The sequence below is a fragment of the Bacillus sp. FMQ74 genome (assembly GCF_001875785.1).
GTDB lineage: Bacteria > Bacillota > Bacilli > Bacillales > Bacillaceae > Bacillus > Bacillus stercoris.
The window spans coordinates 313,210-328,817 of record NZ_MOEO01000001.1; the positions used below are offsets into that span (position 1 = coordinate 313,210).

A 15,608-nucleotide genomic window follows, 5' to 3' on the forward strand; every position below is an offset into this window, starting at 1 on the left:
GACCAAAATGGGTAGGAAAACGCCGATGTCAAAGTATTCCTACCCGTTTTTCTGTGCTGAATGCAGGATTTCTGAAAACATGTTGTGCTACCTTTTCGCAATCAAATAAAGCGATAGTGCTCTTTGGGTTTGAACAGGATTATGAATGATAATGACCCATTGGTTTCTTCGTCTTGGAAAGCTTGCTACCGCATACAATGGAGCAGTATCCCGCGGAGTGAACCCGCCATTTAGCACGTTGATATCCCTGCCTTCTAGATGACAAACTAGGTATTCACCTGGATTGATGACCTGCTGGTTCGTCCATGCGTAAGAATAAAAGCCGTCGCCGAGATCCTCGGAGGAAGATGGGGGGATAATGCCGTCTACAGTCAATGTGATTTCTCTTCTTCGCTGTCTTTCTGAAAAGTCTGGACTTCTTTGAGGAGTATGAGTATGTGAAAAGTAAGGAATTAACGCAGGACCATACAAGTAATGATACAAAGCAACCACTCCTTATTTTAACATTCATACAAATTGTATGTGGGTGTCATTCGTTCATTCCTGTTTTGTTTCATGTTGATTAATAATGAGCTATAGGCGTCCAAGATAATCAATTTGTCCCTTCATTGATTCAATGCTAGTAACCTTGAAAATGCAGGTTAGGATGATAGAATTTACATATTAACTGCAAGAAAGAAGATTATATTTATTTTGATAGTGGGTGAAAACGATGGCGAAAAAATTGGCAAAAACAAATGCGGTTCGTCTGATAGAACAGCAGAACATCTCTTATGAGTTATTAGGGTATAAAACAGACGGCCAGCCGGCAGATGGCATCTCTGTTTCGGAGAAAATCGGTTATCCTTTGGAGTATGTATATAAAACATTGGTGGCAGCAGCAGGAACTAATCAATATTATGTCTTTGTTGTACCTGTAGCAGAAGAGTTAGATGTAAAAAAGGCAGCAAAAGTGACAGGGGAAAAGAAAATAGAGATGATTGCAATGAAGGAGCTATTAGCGGTAACTGGCTATCTTCGCGGCGGCTGCTCGCCAATTGGCATGAAAAAATTGTTCCCGACCTATATTGATGCATCTGCAGAAACGCTTGATTTTATCATTGTCAGTGCAGGGAAAATCGGTATGCAGCTAAAGTTGGCGCCACAAGATTTAGCCAAATCATGTAATGCCGCATTTGCAGAAATTGTATAGACTGCAGATATAGGGGAAACAAAAAAGCTTAGTCATATCGATTAAGCTTTTTCCGCATCTCTTTCAAATATGATTTCAAAATAAGCAGCTGCCCCATACCCATCTATACTTGGAGCGAAAATCTGAACGAATCTCCAGCCTCTTTTTGCATAATCATGGATGATTTGCTGGTAGTCTTCTTTAGGCCTTCTTCTCATCGTACTCAGCTCAACTCTTACGAATTCATATTCTTTCATCATTTGATCCCTCCTATTAGAATATACGTAAGATTGAGCAAGAAGTTCCGAAAACCTAAGGGATTATTAACATGAATCTCATTGGCTCAGCAGTCCAAATGAATCTCTTGCTTGTTGCGTTTGACTGAGTATATAAGTAAAAACAGAGCGGCCAGAACATATAAGAAAGTGATGATCATTAACGTACTCATTACAGGATAGTGTTTTGCGGAGTAGATGAAAAAATCAAGCTGTGAAATTTGTTTCTGGCTGCTGACGGCATCAATTCCATTTAACAGCTTTGAGAGTTTAGCAGTATAGTTCCAATCAAATCGATCTGAAACAAGCTCGCTTCCTTGATACCAATTAACAGCAGCTAAAAACAGAAATACCATAATAGAAAATCCAAGCTGAACAACTAAAAATATTCCCTTCACTTTTGTGTGACCTCCAAATCTAAATATGGGAAAATCAAACAATATATTACCACCGTATGGGTTATTCTCGCAATTTCTCTTTCACGCAACTCAAACGTAAGTCTATTTTTTTATTTGTGTTTGGATTATAATACCTGATGATGGAAAAAGCGTTCGGGTTTATGGATTGGAGAATCATATGTGTTTCTTAGCGATTTTATTTATGAACTTTAGCGACACCCGATAGTAGGCAAGGGGGACGGCAGTCTTTTCGCTTGTGGGTTTATTGTTACTGAATTTTCACATGTTCGTTTTTTTATTAGGAGAAAGTACTGAAGCAGACGGTTCGGCCTTTCCGCCGCTTCGTCTGTCGCAAAAGATCTGTTTAATCACTGAACGGTTTTCATCTGTTTTGCTGAACTTTGCAATTGGTTGCAAAAACATCAACATGCAACGATGCGACATGTTTTATATTCGGCTGACTTACCTATGATTTATTTGCTTTTAAGTCATCCTATCAAGAAAGCGATGGTATTTCATGAACAAAGAAACTCTAAAAAACATACTCATGATTTTTTCAGTATGCGCAACCCTCCGAGAAACCGATGGTATGCGCATAGCTGATAGCTGGATTTTGAGTGAGATTATACGATTTTTGATTTGCATGGCAGTGTTTTTTGCTGTGACATTTCTATTAGAGGCTGTTTTTCCAAACAAAAAAGAGTCACATTAATGTGTGGCTCTTTTTGTATCATCTGATCAGAAACATCACAAATGAATCGATCATCATAATTACGAACAGCAAACAAAAATAAATGAGCGAGTAGACAAACATATCCTTCGCCCACTTCACGTCATCGTCTGTTTTGAATCCCTTGATGCTTTTTTTGATCCATATGCCTCCAAGAACCAAGGCGGCTAAGAAATAAAATGGGCTCATATGGCCGGTGCCGAGAGAAAAAGGAAATAATAGCGTGATCGGCACCAGAACGGCAATATATTGCATCATTTTTATTTTTGTTACATGATTGCCTTTGACTACTGGCAAAAGCGGAACGCCAGCCGCACGATATTCCTCTTTGCGTCTTATCCCAATCGCCCAGAAATGCGGGGGCTGCCACAAAAACATAATCGTGTACAACAGAACTGCTGTCAAACTGAAATCTCCGGTTACGGCACAATACCCCATCAATGGCGGCGCAGCTCCAGGAAAGCTCCCGACAAAAGTGCTCCACACAGACGTTCGCTTCACCCATACTGTATAGATGATCGCATAAAAAATAAAGGCAGCCAGTCCAAGAAGGGCTGTTAATGGATTGAGGTAATAAAGCATGGCTAGACCTGCGATTCCTAACACAGTGCCATATGTTAGGATCATGGCTGGCGGCATTTTCCCGGTGACCGAGGCCCTGCTGCGAGTGCGTGCCATTTTTGCATCCATATGCCGATCAAAATAGTTGTTATAGACAGTGCCGGAGGCCATCACAAACGCGGTTCCCAACATTGCTGTCACCATTGTCATCAAAAAAGCCATTCCGGTTAATTGTTTTCCTGCGCTTGCAAACGCGATCCAAAATCCGCCAAAGGCTGCTATCGAGTTTGATATGATAATGCCGGGTTTTGCAAGTTTGATAAAATCGTAAATGGTTACCCGGTTCGAAGCTTTTATGTATTTCGTTTCAGATATGGCTGCCGAATCTCTTGTATTCCCCAAAAAATAGACGCCTCCCCCAAAACTGCATGCTTTAGTTATCGTAACAAGAGGGCTATGGAATCACAATTGTTTCCTATATTTGTCATGATATTGTCATTTTTAATAAAAAAATGGGGAGCTGGACTGCCCCCATTTTGGCAAAGAACGCTTAATATCCGTAACCGCCGCCGAATCCTCCGCCATAGCCCCCACCGTAACCGTACCAAGGGTAGTAAGGACGTGGGCGCGGGTAATAGTAAGGCGGACGCGGATAAAACGGATAGTACGGTCTTGGGTAATAATAAGGCGGATAAAATGGCGGTCTCGGACGCGGATAAAAATAAGGCTGTCTCTCATCATAAGGTGTCATTTGTTCAAATAGCTGTTCATTCAAAGGATAATCCAAGAGGAAAACCTCCCTAGCTTTTTTTATTCCTTTTACCATATTCTTGATGCTTAAGTTGGGTGTATGTACATTCATGAAACCCGGTTTATTTTATGAGGAAATTCCTTAAAAAGGATTGACATGAACTTCTAAATCTCATAGTATTACAAATGTGAAATAAATGTTACTGAAATATTACAATAGTATTTCTAAATAGATACAGTTCTAACTGATGAAGAATAAATCGAAATGGCTACGAAAGAAGGAGTTTTTGTTGTTGGTAAAAAGAATCAAATGGTTTCATGTATTAATAGCAGTTGTAATTGTGGTGGGCCTTATCGGCTTTTTCCATAATCATTCGTTGAAAAAAGAAACGGTCATGAATAAAGTAAGAACTGATTCTCAGTATGGGAATGTTGAGATCGCAACGCTTGTCAATGACGGGAAAACGTTTAATTACGCGGTAAACTATCCCGTTTTCAAAAATAAAAAAATGGATTCGGTATTAAAAAGATTCGCAGAAAAAGAGGTTCAACAATTTCAAAAGGAAACAAAAAATGTTGACCAAGAGCATACGACAAAACGCAACGAATTAAATGTTGATTATAAAATTGTCCATTATGCCAAACAGACAGTGGCGATTGTATTTAATGAATATAAATATATCGGGGGCGCACACGGTCAAACCGTGAAAAAAACGTTTAACTATGATTTTAGTAAACAAGCGTTTCTTTCCATTGATGATATTTTCAAAGAGGACGCTGACTACTTACATAAGCTTTCGTTAATCGCTTATCACGAGCTGAAAAAGAATAAGGACATTGCAGCGGACGATGCGCTGTTAAAGGAAGGGACGGCTCCGAAAAAAGAAAACTTCAGCCGGTTTGCCATCAAGGAAGATTATATCGAACTTTACTTTGATACATATCAGGTTGCAGCAGGCTATCTTGGAGAGCAATCGATTGCCATTAAGAAAAGTCTTTTGAAAGACATTCTGAAAGAACAATATATTGATAAAGCAAAAAATAAAAATAAAATCAAAGAACAAAAGCCAAAGCATGAAGTGATTTCTTTACCCAAAGAGGAAACGGTTGATCCAAATCAAAAAGTCATTGCACTTACTTTCGATGACGGGCCGAATCCTGCGACAACAAATCAGATTCTGGATTCCTTGAAGAAATATAAGGGTCATGCCACGTTTTTTGTTTTGGGGAGCAGGGTTCAATATTATCCGGAAACGCTAATCAGAATGCTGAAAGAAGGAAATGAGGTGGGGAACCATTCATGGAGCCACCCGCTTCTCACAAGGCTTCCAGTGAAAGAAGCGCTAAAGCAGATCAATGACACGCAAGACATCATTGAAAAAATAAGCGGGTACCGCCCGACGCTTGTAAGACCCCCATACGGCGGCATTAATGATGAACTGCGGAGTCAAATGAAAATGGATGTCGCGTTATGGGACGTTGACCCGGAAGATTGGAAAGACCGTAACAAAAAAACAATCGTTGACCGTGTCATGAATCAGGCGGGAGATGGAAGAACCATCTTGATTCACGATATTTACCGCACCTCTGCTGATGCGGCCGATGAAATTATGAAAAAGCTCACCGATCAAGGTTATCAATTGGTGACAGTTTCTCAGCTTGAAGAGGTTAAAAAACAAAGAGAAGCAAATTAGTAGGAAAAGGCTGCCCGTACGGACAGCCTTTTTTCTATTTAATAAGAGCCTGTGGTGGCCCAAACATTCAAGTTCGGCCCTGAATACTTGCCGAAAGCGTAAGAAGTCCTTGGATCTAAATCATATACCATCGGTGTATAACAAGATTTTTGGCCGGCGACCGCTTTTCCGTTGCCGCCTGCAGAATCACAGTTATATCTCTTTCCGTCCGTGTTCCGGGTAATCTCCGCATTTGCTTCAAAGCCTGACGTCAATGTATTATTCATCGTGATTTTTGCCCAAGCCGTTTTACATGTACTGCTGAATTTAAGCTCGACTACTCCAATGACTTGATTGCTGGCATTCACTAAGTTTGAGGATTTTTTTGTAGAGCCGCTGGACGCACAATCATTATAATAAGGGCTTTTTCCATCGTAGGCATGGGTTTCCGCCTTTGCGGGTGCACCTTTGACGGCAAAAACAAATACTACTGCGAATAACACCAATGAAGCCTTCGTAAACAGTCTTTTCATATCCTTTATGACCTCCTTAATATGGCAAACAATAAATCATACGGAGGAACAATCAAAATATGCATGCTTTTTTGTGAACAATAAAGGCGGCCGGGAGGATGGAGTTCTTGGCCGCCTTTGGTGTGAGGTTAAACTTTTACATCAATGGTTTGTCCGAGAGTCGGATGCTGAATCATCTTTAAGGTTTGATCGGCATTTTGCTGGGCGGTATCCAGCATTTTTTTCGTTAAAGCGATATTTACATTCTGGGCAAGGGATGCTTGATGCATCGCAATCGATAAAGCAGGAATATCCAATGGTTCCACCTCCTATGCCTTACCTATCGGCGGGGTTGTATGATTTTACAGTGAAAAATGGCTTAATTTCTCCTGTTGACCCTTACGCTGCGGCATACCGTATGTTTTTGACAAGGAGGGATCAGGATGAATCTTGTCATGGAAAAGACCTTTGAGCAATACGAAAAGCTGTTTTCAATGGAAGAACAAAAAAGAAAGGATGAATTTCGGTATACGATGATGAGGCCGTTTGAAAAGATGTGGGTCGCCATCCATGTTCCGCTGAAAGCGAAGGAGCCAAACGGCTATGATGTGATTATGGCTGCGAAAATGCTTGGCTATTTGGATGTCTGTGATGTTGAAATCGGGCAGAAAGCACTGCGAATACTGAAGGAATCACATGCTCCAGAGACAGCGGAATCTGCACTTCGGCAATGCATCCTTTTTACTGAGCGCGAACAGCTGCGGGTGAATGCAGAGGAGATCAAATTCGGCCTTTATATCGCTCATCCAAATAAGCTTCAGCTGCAAAAAGGCTACTGCGGATTTGGCGGGATACCGGGCTTTATTCATGTATGGATTAATCCGAACAGTTATAACCTGCCAAGGATTCCTTCAATTATTGCTCATGAGTTTCATCATAATTTGCGGTTTTCGTATATTGATTTTGATCATGGCTCTGTGAGTGTCGGGGATTATCTTGTGATTGAAGGATTGGCTGAATCATTCGCCCGCGAGCTATTTGGCACAGAACGATTGGGCCCTTGGGTAACTTGTTTTGATCATGAGGATTTGCAATATTCCATTGATGTGATTAATGAGGTGCTGGATGTGAAAGGATTTTCGGAAGTCAGCCGTTATATGTTTGGTGATCCAATTGCTAAAGACAAAGGCTTTGAACCTGTAGGTTTATCGGCTTTTGCGGGTTATGCAGTTGGCTATCATGCCGTTCAGTCATTTATGAATCAACATCACATGACGATAAGCGAGGCCACGGGCTTGGATGCGAAGACCATTCTTTCTCAATGCGGGCTGTTTTCTACATGAAAAAAAAAGCGTCACATACAGCGGCGCTTTTTGATTCCCAAAACCAGCAGTTCTATGGCGGCACAGGCGGCAATTCCGATCGTATATGCTTCGATATCGCTCCATAAAAACCCGTAACCCAGTACAAGTCCGCCAAGAGAAGTATCCCTAATCTGGTCGATCCATCCGGCATGATAGAGCTGGCTGCATTCAATGACAAAACAGAAAGAAAGACTGATAATGCTTGTTATCATTGTCTTCAGTTTCAGAAATAGAAACCCGCATCCCGTATAGATCATGGCAGCCCACAGCGAGTCTCCCAGATAAGTATTGATGGTATCAGGAAGAACACAGGCGAATGCTCTGGATCCAAGCCCGAGCCCAATGATTAGTATGGTGAAAGCTGCATATATCCATCGATTTCGCTTCATTGCGAATTGATACCCCGTCTCTTCTTCATCTCCCTGTATTGTAAGAAATAGATCTTTTATTTGTCCACTAAAAAAGCGGCTGAATTAGCCGCGTAGGGTGTTTATTTTGCTTTTAGGTTTACATGGTCGGCTGTCTGATCCGTGCCTATTACAAAATGAAGTTCATAGCGGCCTGTATCATATACATAGTCGATTTCATCGGTAAACGGGACGGTCAACACTCGATTCGCTGGGCCTAATTGCTTCTGCAGCACTTCCGGCGTAACACCGCCTAAATTCAGATGCCGTTCCACACCGGTTCCAAAATAGCGGATTTCTGAAATTGTCATGTCTTTATGATAGGAAAATCCGTAGCCCGGCTGCCCCATATTCCAGTGATATAAATCAAATCGATTGTCTCCCCCGACTGGTCTTTCCGGTTCCCCAAACGCAGCATGGACATCGCCTTTTGTGCTTTTGTTAATGGTAAGGCCTTGCGCCTGCTGAGGCATTTCTCCTTTGTAGGCGGTGTTGTAAAGGTTTTTGACAAGCTCAGCGGCTGATTGGTTTGTATTTTCATAGAGTGTATTTGTTTGAGCTGCGGCCTTTGCCGGCGCTGAAAAGGATGCAGCTCCAAAGCCGGTAAAACAGCTTGTTACTGCTGCCGCCGCGGTAATAGCAGACATTGTCTTTTTCATGCTAATCCCTCCTTATTCATCTACCATTCCGTTTCCCCGTGTTTATGCAACAAAACATGTGAGTGCGCTTTGTATGTTTTATTGCGTTGTTATAAGGGAACTGAAATAGGTAATTCGGTATATAAAGCAAGAAAGGGGAATGGAGATGGCTGGCAAGAAAAAAATCACAATAAACGGCGTTGAAATGGAAGCGTCTGAGGAACAGACGGTGCTGCAGCTTTTGAATAACAGCTCGATTGAAGTGCCGCAAGTTTGCTATCATCCAAGCTTAGGGCCGATTGAAACATGTGATACGTGCATCGTCAGCATCAATGGTGAGCTGAAGAGGTCGTGCTCCGCTGAATTAAAGGATGGGGATGTCATTGATACGCTCTCACCTGACGTAAAAAAAGCGCAGGTAATCGGAATGGACAAGATTTTATATAATCATGAACTTTATTGCACAGTTTGCGATTACAACAATGGGGGATGCGAAATACATAATACGGTGAAGGAAATGAAAATCAATCACCAAAGCATTCCGTTTGATCACAAGCCTTACCATAAGGATGAATCCCATCCGTTTTATCGATATGATCCAGATCAATGTATTTTGTGCGGACGCTGTGTTGAAGCGTGCCAGGATGTTCAGGTCACTGAAACACTGACCATTGACTGGGAGCGGAAACGCCCGCGCGTCATTTGGGATAACGATGTGCCGATCAATGAGTCGTCATGTGTGTCATGCGGCCATTGTTCAACCGTCTGCCCATGCAATGCGATGATGGAAAAAGGAATGGAGGGGGAAGCCGGATATTTAACAGGCATCGATAATGAAACACTTCGTCCGATGATCGAGATCACGAAAGGCGTAGAAACAGGCTACGGCTCAATTCTCGCTATTTCTGATATGGAATCCGCTATGCGTGATGAACGAATCAAAAAAACGAAAACCGTCTGCACCTATTGCGGCGTCGGCTGCAGCTTTGATGTCTGGACAAAGGACAGAGACATTCTGAAAGTCGAGCCGCAAGAGGAAGCGCCGGCCAACGGCATTTCTACTTGTGTGAAAGGAAAGTTCGGCTGGGATTTCGTCAACAGCGAGGAACGCCTGACAAAGCCGCTGATCCGGGAAGGCGACCATTTTCGTGAAGCAGAGTGGGAGGAGGCGTTATCGCTGATCGCCAGCAAGTTCACGGAATTGAAAGAAGCGTTTGGACCGGATTCACTTGCTTTTATTACATCGTCTAAATGTACGAACGAGGAATCCTATCTCATGCAAAAGCTGGCCAGAGGAGTCATTGGCACAAACAATGTGGACAACTGCTCGCGCTATTGCCAATCCCCTGCGACTGCCGGCCTGTTCCGGACAGTCGGCTATGGTGGTGATTCAGGATCAATTACAGATATCGCGCAAGCTGACCTTGTTTTGATTATCGGTTCGAACACGTCTGAGTCGCATCCAGTCTTATCCACTCGCATTAAACGTGCCCATAAGCTGAGAGGGCAGAAAGTGATCGTAGCCGATATCAGAAAACACGAAATGGCAGAGCGTTCTGATTTATTTGTCCAGCCGCGTGCCGGTTCAGATATTGTCTGGCTGAATGCGATCGCCAAATATTTAATTGAAAACGGCAAAGCTGATGAGCGCTTTTTGCAGGAAAGAGTGAACGGACGGGATGAATATGTAAAAAGCCTGGCGCCATACACACTTGAATATGCCGAGGAGAAAACCGGGATCAATCAAGAGACCCTTATCCAGATGGCCGAGATGATTGGGCAAGCTGACAGTGTGTGCGCATTGTGGGCGATGGGCGTGACACAGCATATTGGGGGAAGCGACACGAGCACGGCGATCTCTAATCTGCTGCTTGTGACAGGAAACTACGGAAAACCGGGAGCAGGTTCTTACCCATTGCGCGGCCATAACAATGTGCAGGGAGCAAGTGACTTCGGAAGCATGCCTGACAGACTGCCGGGCTATGAAAAAGTGACGGACGAACAAGTCCGCCAGAAATACGAACGGGTGTGGGGGGTGCCGCTGCCGAAGGAGCCGGGCATGACCAACCACGAAATGATCGAAAAAATCCATTCCGGCCAGCTGAAAGCGATGTATGTAAAAGGAGAAGAAATGGGTCTTGTCGACTCCAACATCAATCATGTGCACGCCGCATATGAAAAGCTTGATTTCTTTGTGGTGCAGGACATTTTCCTTTCACGTACAGCCGAGTTTGCTGATGTGGTTCTTCCTGCGAGCCCGAGCCTTGAAAAAGAAGGAACCTTTACAAACACAGAACGCCGGATTCAGCGGCTGTATCAGGTGTTTGAACCGCTGGGCGAATCAAAGCCTGACTGGCAGATTATTATGGAAGTAGCCAATAAGCTTGGCGCCGGCTGGCACTATGAGCACCCTGCAGACATTATGGAAGAAGCAGCCAAGCTGTCGCCGATTTATGCCGGTGTCACTTATGAACGTCTTGAAGGCTATAAGTCCCTTCAATGGCCTGTAAGCGCAGATGGAAAGGATTCGCCTTTACTCTTTACGGATCGCTTCCCTTTCCCGGATGGAAAAGCCATTCTTTACCCCGTTCAGTGGACAGAGCCTGAGGAGTTCGGTGAGGAGTATAACATCCACGTCAACAATGGACGGCTCTTGGAGCATTTTCATGAAGGAAACCTGACCTACAAATCGAAAGGGATTTCGGAGAAAACACCGGAAGTGTTCTTAGAAATTTCGCCTGAGCTTGCGGCAGAACGAGGGATTCAGGACGGAACCCTCGTCAGACTCACATCGCCTTTTGGCAATGTTAAAGTGAAGTGTGTGATTACTGATCGTGTCAAAGGGAAGGAAGTGTATCTGCCAATGAACGATTCAGGGGAAGCGGCGATCAACCTGTTAACAGGCAGCCATGCCGATAAAGATACGGATACGCCAGCTTACAAAGAAACCTCAGCAAAGATGGAAATTTTGAAGCACGATGGAATCAACCCGCTGCCTAAGATCAATCACCGCAACGGCAATCCGCAGCCGCAAATCGGTGTGCAGGTTCAAAAGAAATGGGAGCGGAAGGATTATATTTTCCCTGGCGACGCAGTGAAAAGGGGGATTGGGTATAATGGCTAAAGCGATTAAACGAATCCAAAAAATCGAGGTAACCGAAGAGGAGCAGCGAAAGCGTGATTTGCGGGAAATTGAAGATGCTCTAGTTGATCACAAAGAAGCGATTCTCGAAACCTTGCATATGCTGGGCCATATGAACGAGCGCGGTGTCCTGCCGTTGCTCCGCGGCCTTTTTGGCCAAGGGGATAAAGTTCTTGATATCCTGGTGAAAAAAGCAGATACAGAGGAAACGGCCAACACGCTGAAAAATCTATTGCTTCTGTTTGGGACGCTCGGCATGCTGGACGTGAAGCAGCTGGAGCCTCTCATTTTGAAAGTGAATGCGGGTTTGGCAAGCGCAGTAGAGCAGAAAAACAGCGAAGAAAAGACAGGTTATTTTGATATCATCCGCTCGCTCAAAGACCCGGAAATCAACAAATCAATTACACTGCTCTTTTCCTTTTTAAAAGGAATGGGACAAGATACAAAGGAGCTGGAACGAACGACACAGCCTCCCGAGCACCAAAAACATCATCAGGAACCCCGAGAGAAAAGAGGAATGAATAAGCGAGATTGACCTCCCGCCCGAGCCGGCTTCAGCCAGCTCGGGTTTTTTTGATGAAAAGGTCTAATGGACTAGTAAAAAATATTCAAAAACTAGGAAGAAGTAAGATTGTGATGAATGAGATAGGAATAATTGTTACTTTCTTACCTATTAAGAAAAGGAAAAATCTGATTATAATAGAAATCGATTACTTTAGATGGGGGAACAATCATGAAAAAAGTCTTATTACTATTATTTGTCTTGACGATCGGGTTAGCGCTTTCTGCGTGCAGCCAATCGAGCGATGCATCAGAGAAGGAAAAACCGAAAGAGAAAAAATCACAAGAAGAGCTTGAAAAGGAACTTGATAAGGAATTGAAAGAAGGTAATGTACCGCAGGCTAAAAAGGATGATAAAATACATAAAATAGGAGAAACATTTAAAGCAGGACATACGAATTTTACAGTGAATAAAGTTGATAGAGTGCAAAAAGGTGAATATATGAATGTTGGCGGAGCTGTAAATGAGGAGACAAAAACAATAAAAGATGATGAGGAACGGCTTATTATAGAAGTTACGATGGAAAACACAGGAAAAGATTCAATAAGCTACAATTTTACCGGGTTTGATTTAAGAGACAAGAATGATCAATCAGTGCGGCCTGTTTTTTCTATAGAAGAGAAGGGCAGAATCCTTATGGGAGGAACACTAGTATCGGGGAAAAAGGTTACAGGTGTACTCAGTTATGTCATCCCTAAAGGAGAACAGAAACATTACACACTGGTATATAATCCGTTTTTAGCTGATACAAATAGCAGTAATACAGAAGAGAGAGTAAAGGACGATATTGATTACTTGGTGAAGTTAGATTAGAAGCTAATTTACAGTTGCACGTTTTTCATCTGTGGAAAACGTGCATTTTTATAGCGAAACTTGACTTGAAAGGATGAGTGATAAAAGTGCAAACCAAATGGCTGGAACGGGCACAGCGGATTCGGGCGATCGCACAGGCGGGGCTTGCTTTTTCCAAGGATGTGTACGACAGGGAGAGGTACGAAGAGCTAATGAAGCTCAGCGCAGAAATGATGGCGGATTACTCACAGACGGACATTGAAGTTATCACTGATTTATGGAATGGGGAGAGCGGCTATCCGACACCGAAAGCGGATGTGCGCGGCGCAGTATTCCGAGAGAATCAGATTTTGCTTGTCCGGGAGAAGCACGATGAGCTGTGGTCGCTGCCGGGTGGATTTTGCGAGATTGGTTTATCGCCAGCTGAAAACGTGGTCAAGGAAATCAAAGAAGAGTCGGGGTACGATACTGAGCCGTCTCGATTGCTGGCCGTGCTGGACAGCCAAAAACACTCTCATCCTCCTCAGCCTTATCACTATTATAAAATCTTCATCGCATGCAGCATGACGGGCGGGCAGGGGAAAACAGGGATTGAGACGAATCATGCCGCTTTTTTTCCGGAAGACAGACTCCCGCCGCTTTCTCCAAAACGAAACACACCCTCACAGCTTAGCATGCTGTTTGACTTTTTGCGCCATCCGGACAAGAAAACAATATTTGACTAAAAAAGAAAGAGCCTCCGGGCTCTTTCTTTTTTATAATGTAATGTGTTTTTCGTTGGCGAGTTTCAGAAGGGTCAAAATAGAATCGGCTTGTTTATGGCCGAGTTTTTGCTTTAATTTGTTTTCTTCAACTAATCGGCTGCCATAAATTTTGACAGAGGCTTTGTCGACGACAGTATGCCAGTTTTCCTGTTTTTTTCCCTCAACAAGCGGTTTTTCATGTCTCTCAGAAAAAGAGAACACAAACAGTACGAATGCAAGTGAAAGTAGGATGCCGACAACTTGTTTTTTGAAATCAGTCTGTGCTGCCACGTTGTTCTCTCCTTCACCTTTTACCTTCTATTTAATCATAGAACCAGTTTATTTTACATAATGGGAAAGTCATTTTTGGAGTTAGTGCATTTGGTTGATAACAGAGATGTTTTTTGAGCGGAGCGGTGCAATTGAATGCATATTGGATTTGCGTGCTTATGCCTAAGGTCACGTTGTGAGCCAAAACAGCAGCGCAGAATAGAAAAAAATTGAAAGATTATGGTAAGATGAACGAAATTCGAGGGGGAATATATGATGCCTGCATCGAACATCGTGATCGCCTGCCTGCTGTTATTAATTTGATTATATGTGGTAGTCCCTCTCTTTTACGAAAGCGGGAGGTGAAGTGGCATATCAATTGCTAAATTCTTTCAAGGGGAGTGACTATACATGAATGTGTTAAACCGCCGGCAAGCCTTACAGCGAGCGCTGCTCAATGGGAAAAACAAACAGGATGCTTATCATCCGTTTCCATGGTACGAATCGATGAGAAAAGATGCGCCTGTTTCCTTTGATGAAGAAAACCAAGTGTGGAGCGTTTTTCTTTATGATGATGTCAAAAAAGTTATTGGAGATAAAGAGCTGTTTTCCAGTTACATGCCGCAGCAGACAAGCTCTATTGGAAATTCCATCATTAACATGGACCCGCCGAGGCATACAAAAATCCGTTCAGTCGTGAATAAAGCCTTCACCCCGCGCGTGATGAAGCAATGGGAACCGAGAATTCAGGAAATCACAGATGAACTGATTCAAAATTTACAGGAGCGTAGTGAGTTTGACCTTGTTCACGATTTTTCATACCCGCTTCCGGTTATTGTGATATCTGAGCTGCTGGGAGTGCCTTCAGAGCATATGGATCAGTTTAAAGCATGGTCTGATCTTCTGGTCAGCACACCGAAGGATAAAAGTGAAGAAGCGGAAAAAGCCTTTTTGGAAGAACGAGATAAGTGTGAGGAAGAACTGGCCGCGTTTTTTGCCGGCATCATAGAAGAAAAGCGAAACAAACCGGCACAGGATATTATTTCTATTTTAGTGGAAGCGGAGGAAACAGGCGAGAAGCTGTCCGGTGAAGAGCTGATTCCGTTTTGCACGCTGCTGCTGGTGGCCGGAAATGAAACCACTACAAACCTGATTTCAAATGCGATGTACAGCATATTAGAAACGCCAGGCGTTTACGAGGAACTGCGCCGCCATCCTGAACTGATGCCTCAGGCAGTGGAGGAAGCCCTGCGTTTCAGAGCGCCCGCCCCGGTTTTGAGGCGCATTGCCAAGCGGGATACGGAGATCGGGGGGCACCTGATGAAAGAAGGTGATATGGTTTTGGCGTTTGTGGCATCGGCAAATCGTGATGAAGCAAAGTTTGACAGACCGCACATGTTTGATATCCGCCGCCATCCCAATCCGCATATTGCGTTTGGTCATGGCATCCATTTTTGCCTTGGGGCCCCGCTTGCCCGTCTTGAAGCAAATATCGCGTTAACGTCTTTGATTTCTGCTTTTCCTCATATGGAGTGCGTCAGTATCACTCCTATTGAAAACAGCGTGATATACGGATTAAAGAGCTTCCGTGTGAAAATGTAATAGATAAGGAGACTGGAG

At 43.4% G+C, this 15,608-nt stretch carries 17 protein-coding genes and 1 pseudogene; 8 read left to right on the forward strand and 10 right to left on the reverse strand.

The window, feature by feature from the left end; all coding sequences use genetic code 11:
- Nucleotides 1-87 precede the first annotated feature (87 nt).
- Nucleotides 88-483, reverse strand: a complete 396-nt coding sequence (locus BLL41_RS01660; protein ID WP_071576559.1) for a hypothetical protein — start codon at nt 481-483, stop codon at nt 88-90.
- A gap of 229 nt (nt 484-712) precedes the next feature.
- On the opposite strand from BLL41_RS01660, the gene ybaK reads away from it, so the two are divergent.
- Nucleotides 713-1,192: a Cys-tRNA(Pro) deacylase gene (ybaK, locus tag BLL41_RS01665; protein ID WP_071576560.1), complete on the forward strand. Its 480-nt coding sequence runs from the start codon at nt 713-715 to the stop codon at nt 1,190-1,192.
- 41 nt (nt 1,193-1,233) lie between these two features.
- Here the strand turns inward: ybaK and BLL41_RS01670 are convergent, their stop codons facing one another.
- The 4 genes and pseudogenes from BLL41_RS01670 to cotT form a co-directional block, all read right to left on the reverse strand.
- The gene (locus tag BLL41_RS01670) at nt 1,234-1,428 is read right to left on the reverse strand and encodes a DUF4177 domain-containing protein (protein ID WP_003232825.1); all 195 of its coding nucleotides are present in this window, start codon (nt 1,426-1,428) and stop codon (nt 1,234-1,236) included.
- 86 nt (nt 1,429-1,514) lie between these two features.
- Nucleotides 1,515-1,844 (reverse strand): YjdJ family protein, encoded by a 330-nt coding sequence (locus BLL41_RS01675; RefSeq protein WP_071576561.1) that lies wholly within the window; start codon nt 1,842-1,844, stop codon nt 1,515-1,517.
- A 730-nt stretch (nt 1,845-2,574) separates the two neighbouring features.
- A pseudogene (gene cyoE / locus BLL41_RS01690) lies at nt 2,575-3,565 on the reverse strand (heme o synthase).
- Between the two features lie 120 nt (nt 3,566-3,685).
- The gene (cotT, locus tag BLL41_RS01695) at nt 3,686-3,922 is read right to left on the reverse strand and encodes a spore coat protein CotT (RefSeq protein WP_069149406.1); all 237 of its coding nucleotides are present in this window, start codon (nt 3,920-3,922) and stop codon (nt 3,686-3,688) included.
- A gap of 253 nt (nt 3,923-4,175) precedes the next feature.
- Between cotT and pdaC the strand changes: the two genes are divergently transcribed.
- On the forward strand, nt 4,176-5,579 hold the full coding sequence (pdaC, locus tag BLL41_RS01700) for a peptidoglycan-N-acetylmuramic acid deacetylase PdaC (RefSeq protein WP_083427899.1): 1,404 nt from the start codon (nt 4,176-4,178) through the stop codon (nt 5,577-5,579).
- 38 nt (nt 5,580-5,617) lie between these two features.
- Here pdaC and BLL41_RS01705 read toward each other — a convergent pair whose 3' ends face one another.
- Both BLL41_RS01705 and BLL41_RS01710 read right to left on the reverse strand, forming a co-directional pair.
- Nucleotides 5,618-6,091 carry a YjfA family protein gene (locus BLL41_RS01705; RefSeq protein ID WP_069838965.1) on the reverse strand — a complete coding sequence of 158 codons (474 nt, stop codon included), beginning with the start codon at nt 6,089-6,091 and terminating at the stop codon, nt 5,618-5,620.
- Between the two features lie 128 nt (nt 6,092-6,219).
- On the reverse strand, nt 6,220-6,387 hold the full coding sequence (locus tag BLL41_RS01710; protein ID WP_071576566.1) for a YjfB family protein: 168 nt from the start codon (nt 6,385-6,387) through the stop codon (nt 6,220-6,222).
- Between the two features lie 126 nt (nt 6,388-6,513).
- Here BLL41_RS01710 and BLL41_RS01720 point away from each other — a divergent pair, with 126 nt between their 5' ends.
- Entirely contained in the window at nt 6,514-7,413 is a 900-nt protein-coding gene (locus tag BLL41_RS01720) for a DUF2268 domain-containing putative Zn-dependent protease (protein WP_071576567.1), read from the forward strand.
- Between the two features lie 11 nt (nt 7,414-7,424).
- On the opposite strand, the gene BLL41_RS01725 is transcribed toward BLL41_RS01720, so the two are convergent.
- Both BLL41_RS01725 and BLL41_RS01730 read right to left on the reverse strand, forming a co-directional pair.
- Complete coding sequence (locus tag BLL41_RS01725) at nt 7,425-7,823, reverse strand: ribosomal maturation YjgA family protein (protein WP_071576568.1); 399 nt, start codon at nt 7,821-7,823, stop codon at nt 7,425-7,427.
- Between the two features lie 101 nt (nt 7,824-7,924).
- Entirely contained in the window at nt 7,925-8,500 is a 576-nt protein-coding gene (locus tag BLL41_RS01730; protein ID WP_071576569.1) for a YjgB family protein, read from the reverse strand.
- A 145-nt stretch (nt 8,501-8,645) separates the two neighbouring features.
- Here BLL41_RS01730 and fdhF point away from each other — a divergent pair, with 145 nt between their 5' ends.
- The 4 genes from fdhF (at nt 8,646) to BLL41_RS01750 (ending at nt 13,700) form a co-directional block, all read left to right on the forward strand.
- Complete coding sequence (gene fdhF, locus BLL41_RS01735) at nt 8,646-11,603, forward strand: formate dehydrogenase subunit alpha (protein WP_071576570.1); 2,958 nt, start codon at nt 8,646-8,648, stop codon at nt 11,601-11,603.
- Complete coding sequence (locus tag BLL41_RS01740; protein ID WP_071576571.1) at nt 11,596-12,156, forward strand: helical membrane plugin domain-containing protein; 561 nt, start codon at nt 11,596-11,598, stop codon at nt 12,154-12,156. The genes fdhF and BLL41_RS01740 overlap by 8 nt, the downstream gene beginning before the upstream one ends.
- Before the next feature lie 198 nt (nt 12,157-12,354).
- Complete coding sequence (locus BLL41_RS01745) at nt 12,355-12,996, forward strand: DUF4352 domain-containing protein (protein WP_071576572.1); 642 nt, start codon at nt 12,355-12,357, stop codon at nt 12,994-12,996.
- A gap of 77 nt (nt 12,997-13,073) precedes the next feature.
- Entirely contained in the window at nt 13,074-13,700 is a 627-nt protein-coding gene (locus BLL41_RS01750) for an NUDIX hydrolase (RefSeq protein ID WP_083427900.1), read from the forward strand.
- A gap of 30 nt (nt 13,701-13,730) precedes the next feature.
- On the opposite strand, the gene BLL41_RS01755 is transcribed toward BLL41_RS01750, so the two are convergent.
- Nucleotides 13,731-14,009 (reverse strand): hypothetical protein, encoded by a 279-nt coding sequence (locus BLL41_RS01755; RefSeq protein ID WP_071576574.1) that lies wholly within the window; start codon nt 14,007-14,009, stop codon nt 13,731-13,733.
- 390 nt (nt 14,010-14,399) lie between these two features.
- On the opposite strand from BLL41_RS01755, the gene yjiB reads away from it, so the two are divergent.
- Nucleotides 14,400-15,590 (forward strand): monooxygenase YjiB, encoded by a 1,191-nt coding sequence (yjiB, locus tag BLL41_RS01760; RefSeq protein WP_071576575.1) that lies wholly within the window; start codon nt 14,400-14,402, stop codon nt 15,588-15,590.
- Nucleotides 15,591-15,608 lie beyond the last annotated feature (18 nt).